The organism is Rhizobium sp. P1_E6 (assembly GCF_056405875.1).
The window spans coordinates 1-2,553 of sequence record NZ_JBFUBG010000221.1 but is presented as its reverse complement, the minus strand read 5'-3'; the positions used below and the strand labels follow the sequence as shown (position 1 = coordinate 2,553).

2 protein-coding genes are annotated in these 2,553 nt (G+C 53.6%); both read right to left on the bottom strand.

Annotation, left to right across the window (positions count from 1 at the left end; all coding sequences use genetic code 11):
* Positions 1-647, bottom strand: a 647-nt coding sequence (locus tag AC1D35_RS35540; protein WP_477942654.1) for a hypothetical protein, incomplete at its 3' end; no start/stop codon positions are given.
* Positions 640-2,553 (bottom strand): C-terminal helicase domain-containing protein (locus tag AC1D35_RS35535; RefSeq protein WP_477942652.1); only part of this gene is annotated, 1,914 nt, incomplete at its 5' end. The genes AC1D35_RS35540 and AC1D35_RS35535, both read right to left, overlap by 8 nt.

Below are 2,553 nucleotides of genomic sequence, written 5' to 3'. Positions count from 1 at the left end.
TCATAAAGATCGCGGAAATTCGTCGGCGTACCCTTCCCGCGCACCTTCACGCTAGCCAATGCGATATCGCAGAGGATTTCTACGTGGGCCCGATGCGGGTCGGCAAAATTGATGTCCTTCACGATCGAGATGCGCTTTTCGATCACATCGCGCGAGCCATCCTTTTTGTTCGGACGGCGGTCGATAACTGCGAGAGACACGAAACGGCCGTGCCGGAACAGGATGAGCGCCGGCATGGGGAAAATTCGGTTGATCTCGCGCGTGACGCCGGCAAGCTCGGTTCGGCTCCACTCTTCGCCTTGCAGTTCGATGGTGAGGAAGACGAAAGATTCGATGATCGAATTGCGATAGTCCTGCTTGCCCACGATGAGGTCGGGGTTGCCTTGAACCAGTATCGGGATTTCGTCGTTGGTTAGCTGGAAGAGCAGATCAACGCGGTTCCACGCCTCGACTTTCGCGTCCCGTTTCGCCACCAGCTTGCCGTCTCGGTCGACCAAACTCAGGAATGATGACGGCTTTCCATCGAGATCGACGGTTTTGCGGCTCACATAGCCAAGCGTGCCGAACAATTCGGTTCCGGCTTCCTTCGTTTTGGTTGTGGCAAACGCTTGCAGCGCCGTCCGAACCTTTGACCGAGTTTCAGTCATTTCCGGTCTCCTCGGTCTGCATGATCACCAACCATGTGACCAGATCAAAATCAGCGGCCGTTTTCGGCAACTTGGAATCGTCTACCAGCTTGCCACCTCGGCCCGCAAAGAGGTTTCCGAGGTTCTTTCTGTCAGTCTGTGATGCGATCGCGCTGATCGCCGAATCCAACAGCGTGCTGTAGCGTTGCATGTCGCGCCCATCGTCTGTCTGCGCATCGAACAGTTCGCACAGCTTGGCGTAGGGCACGCTCTTGCCCTGGCAAAGGGCACGGAAGATTTCAAGCACCTGCTTTGGCGCTGTGAAATTGTAGCGCACTTCACCATCGTCGCGGACATAGACGAGAAAATAGGGCTGAAGCGGATTGACCGCCTCAGCACCGGCCGACGTTACTCGTTGCTTCAAGCAGTAAATTGTTCCCGGCTGGACGATTGGATAGTTGATATGCGTTGGGACAACCGCATAGAGGCCGAGAGGCGCATCCTCCAGCCGATCACGGTTCGCCTCGATGAAGCCCATAAGTTCTGCGCGGAAATCATCGAGCGTGAATTCACTGAGCGCGACTGACTCGTTGAAGTCTTCAAGATCAAGGACTTCATCCTTCAGCCGGAGCAATTGCTTATCACGATACCGAAGGTCATTCTGCACAAGTTCCTCGATTTCCTTGGCATTCAGAATGTTGTCTTCATTGGTCGCGGCGATATCAACGAGCGCCATGCGGGCCTCAACCCGGTTTTTCAGGTTGATGTATTTGTTGAGATCGGGTGTCGGCCAGAAGTTCACGAGCTGGATTTCGTGATTGAGGCTGCCGATACGGTCGATGCGGCCGAAGCGCTGGATAATGCGGACCGGGTTCCAATGGATGTCGTAGTTGATGAGGTAATCGCAGTCCTGAAGGTTTTGCCCTTCCGAGATGCAGTCTGTGGCGATCAGAATGTCGATCTCCCCCTCTTGCGGCATGGATTTGAGCTTTTCGCGCTGCTTGGCGCGAGGGGAGAAGTTGGTCAGAATTTGAGAAAAATCGGGCTTTCCAAATGTAGTACGATTGGGTCTCGCTCCACCTGAGACAAGCGCGATATGAAGGCCCAACGCTCCACGCGCCCACTCTTCCAATGCCTCAAAAAGGTAAGTCGCAGTGTCCGCAAAAGCGCAGAAAACAACAACCTTGCGATTTTCCTCGCCTTTCCTATTGCGGTCTGGGTGCCGAACCTTGTTTTCGATCAATTGTTTAAGCTTCGCCAATTTGGCGTCACGAGAGGTGTCGACCGCTTGAGCAGCGTCGGACAGCAAGGAAAGCTGCTGTTTGTCGGTCGCGAGGTCCTTAAGCCATTGATCAACATTAAGGTGAGCCATATCAAACTTCAGCTTGGACCCGACCTGGAACGCCTCGGTCAGATCGTCGTCGTCTTCATCCTCGACAGCAAACAGGTCTGGTTGAAGAGCCTGCTCGGCTGCCTTCGCATGTGCCTGATACGCGCGGAGCCTCTCCTCCAACGCCTCAATTTTGGCGACAGTCCTTTCCATAGTGATGGCGAACGCGTGGACCGAGCTCTCCAAGCGCTTTAGGAAATTGACTTTTATCATCCCGATAAGAAATTTCTCGCGATTAGCCTGCGAGAAGTTTCTGACCTTCCGTTCTTCATATTGGGCGGCGTAATCGGAAAGAACGTAGTGAGAGGGGTTGAAAAGCGAGAGTTCGTATTTGGAAATCTCATCGTTTAATCGGTCATACGAGAGAAAACGGCCTTTGAGGTCAATTTCTGAAAACACTGATTCCGGCTTCCGCCGCTTCGGAAAGTGGCCAATTTTTTCGAGCGATGAGCGGTAGTATTTCTTGATGTGGTTCCGGGACCGGGCGATCGTCAATTCGTCTAGCAACGTAAAGAACGACGCCGGCAAGCGATCCAT